This window comes from Wolbachia endosymbiont of Drosophila baimaii (genome assembly GCF_028982185.1).
GTDB lineage: Bacteria > Pseudomonadota > Alphaproteobacteria > Rickettsiales > Anaplasmataceae > Wolbachia > Wolbachia pipientis.
Map to the genome: position 1 here is coordinate 1 of NZ_JAPQLE010000027.1, position 2,937 is coordinate 2,937.

The following is a 2,937-nucleotide window of genomic DNA, read 5'->3' on the forward strand; positions in this document are numbered from 1 at the left end:
ACTGTAATATGGATGTTTTTAATGGATGGTTTGAGCAATTTTTGACACCGATCTTGGAACCTGGACAGACTGTCATTCTTGACAATGCTACTTTTCATAAGTCTGATAAAGCTTGCTAAAGGGGTTGGTGCAGAAATTTTGTATCTGCCGCCTTATTCTCCAGATTTCAACAAAATTGAGCATCATTGGTTTGCTATAAAAAACAGAGCCAGGAAAAACATTCCTCTATTCGAATCCTTTCGTCGTGCTGTTGATTCTGCCTTCCTATGACCTGTTCGGACTATTATGAGAAATGCTATAGTAATAAAACAGTAAGTAGCAATCTTGGAAGAACATTTGACTCAACAATGCAAAAACTCATGGAAGACAACATTCATAGCACTCCTAACAAACAACGCCATGATTCAGGGGATAGTGGTATCAGTGATGTTAGTAGCAGTACTCTTGATAAAAAAGCTAAAGCTTATAATCCGTTTGATTGGAATCCAATCTATCAAGGTAAAAAGCTCTTTAGCTTAGGCGATATGTCGAGTAATTCCTCTTCATGTAGTGAAAAAAGCAATATTTCAGATGTAAGCGATAAGTCTAATAATTCAAACATTGTCAGATGTAATATTACTAGGAGTAACAGTAAGGAAGACCTTCGTAAACCTGATGCTTCACATAATGACAAATCTGCAGGTAAAAAATTATCTGATGTCAATGTAAGCGAATTAATCAGAAAGTTTGAACAAGGTAATGACATAGTAAAAGGGCGTTAATCAAATGTTACCCTATCTTTGTGTATGTAAAGGTAGGGTATCTTTTCAAAATAGTATATCCTTTATAGCTTTGTTAATTTTTGACTCCCTCTCTGCAAAAGCAGTTTCTAGAGAGGTTTTAAGTTTTTCCCATTCTTCTTGACCATTTAGAACTAAAGATTTATATTCACTTTCAATTCTTTCCAATGCTGTTTGATATGAAAAACCTAATTCCTCATATATATCAATATTTATCGATTGCAGTATTACCAAAAATGAAAACAAATTCGGATCAGGTAATTCTTCCTTTATATAATTCAGAAGACATAGTTTTATTTTTTTCACGCAGTATTCTATTGTTTTCAGCGATAGTGATAGACTTTCTGCATAAAATATAAAACTATCTATAATTAAACTTTTTGATTTTTTCGGTAATTTAATATTTTCAAATAGTTCTTTTGTAAATTTTTCTATCGGTTGTTTTGGCAAATGTAAAGAGAGATCAGTAAAAGATTTTAGGTCAAAATTTGGTCCAAGTATTGTGCTGATTGCTCTTTGTACATTACTCTTATCTTTACTTACAGAAATAATGAAAACCAGCCCCTCCACATCAAGCATATACTTTATAGATTCCAAAAAATCGACAACGAATTTAGGACGGCACACATCAAGATTATCCACCATTATATAAATGTTTTTGTCTTTTCTGATTTTATTAACCACATCCGCTAACTGTATTTTGAAATCTCTAGTACTCTCTTTTCTTCTTTGGAGAAGACTTAATTCACTCAAGACAAAACCTATGTCTTTTTTATCAGCCTCTTTTGCAGCATCAAGAAATACTGAAAGCATAGCAAGTGGAGATTTACTGATCAGCTTTCCTAGTGTGTTTAGAGAAAATAGCTCTTGGTTTATGTTCTTGAACTGTTGTATAACGCTTCTTTTTACTTCATACGATGCAAATAAATCTTCAAATAGAAAATTTAAAAAAGAAGGAAGTGGTTGGTCCAATGCATTGATGTCCCATGCACTATAATAAGCTACAATTTCATTTTGCTGTTTTAACTCTTTTACCCATTCTTTCAAAAAAAACGTCTTGCCCCATCCATCATATCCTTCTAAAGATATTATTGTAAAAGACTGATCAATTGTTTTAATTATAGTGTTGAATTTACCTGAAAATTGCTTATAGTTCAGGCGGTCATTTTCCCAAGCCACCACTTTAAGTGGTGGCACTATTTTTTTCTTTTTGAATGTTATTAGCGATATAAGTTTTTTTAAGCACATGTCTTATTTTATATTTAACTCATATTCTTGTCTTGAAGTAAGTGCTATCCTCAGCGTTCCTTCATCAAGATAGTCAATCTCTCCGCCCATTGGTATGCCGCAAGCAAGGCGTGATATTTTCACATCCAAATTTTTTAGCAATTCAATTATATATTGTGCAGTAACTTGGCCCTCTAATGTCGGATTAATTGTGATAATTATCTCTTCAATTTTAGACTCTGTCACTCTTTTCAGAATAGTGTCAAGGTTGAGTTCTTTTGGACCTATGCCATTTATTGCAGACAATCTGCCACCCAAAACATGGTATAAACCTGAATATATATTTCCTTTTTCAAACGCCCATAGATCACCTAATTCTTCTACTACACACAGTAACTTAGTGTCACGTTTTGGGTTAGTACAAATAGAACAAGGTGACTTAGTATCTAGATTTCCGCAAACTTCACACTCTATTATAAGATCTGCTAGCTCTTTAATCAAAGATGCAAGTGGTAGCATAACTTTTTCTTTGTTTTGGAGTAAATGTATAACTAACCTGCGTGATGATGATGGCCCTAAACTTGGCAATTTAGAGAAAGCATGAACTAGATTTTTTATGTTAATGTTCATCCAATAAATTCAGAATAGGTAGTCAAATGGTAACATCAAACCCTTTGTAAAGAAAGTGGTAAGTTTCTCTTGATCCACTTTGATTAGCTATAGAAAAAATTTTTTACTCTAACGCAAAAAATTACTTCCGCACACTTAAAGCCTGATTATAACAGACTTCTTGCATAACCCAAACTAAGTAGAAGAAGGTATCATCCGAGTAGCTCTCCTTTGTCATCCCAGTGCCCAGACACTTGTATCTTTATGATGTGAGGCATTAGAGCTAAAATACCTCACAGGGAGGGTGAAGCTGATGCGACAC

General features: G+C 33.6%; 3 protein-coding genes and 1 pseudogene. 2 read left to right on the top strand and 2 right to left on the bottom strand.

Annotation, left to right across the window (positions count from 1 at the left end):
- Window positions 1-270, top strand: a pseudogene (locus tag OZD66_RS00955) (transposase); the annotation flags it as partial.
- The gene (locus tag OZD66_RS00960) at window positions 267-761 is read left to right on the top strand and encodes a hypothetical protein (RefSeq protein ID WP_275021940.1); all 495 of its coding nucleotides are present in this window, start codon (window positions 267-269) and stop codon (window positions 759-761) included. The pseudogene OZD66_RS00955 and the gene OZD66_RS00960, both read left to right, overlap by 4 nt.
- A gap of 45 nt (window positions 762-806) precedes the next feature.
- Here OZD66_RS00960 and OZD66_RS00965 read toward each other — a convergent pair whose 3' ends face one another.
- Entirely contained in the window at window positions 807-2,027 is a 1,221-nt protein-coding gene (locus OZD66_RS00965; RefSeq protein ID WP_182367859.1) for a KAP family P-loop NTPase fold protein, read from the bottom strand.
- Between the two features lie 3 nt (window positions 2,028-2,030).
- Window positions 2,031-2,630, bottom strand: coding sequence for a recombination mediator RecR (gene recR / locus OZD66_RS00970; RefSeq protein WP_375138230.1), 600 nt, complete (start codon window positions 2,628-2,630; stop codon window positions 2,031-2,033).
- Window positions 2,631-2,937 lie beyond the last annotated feature (307 nt).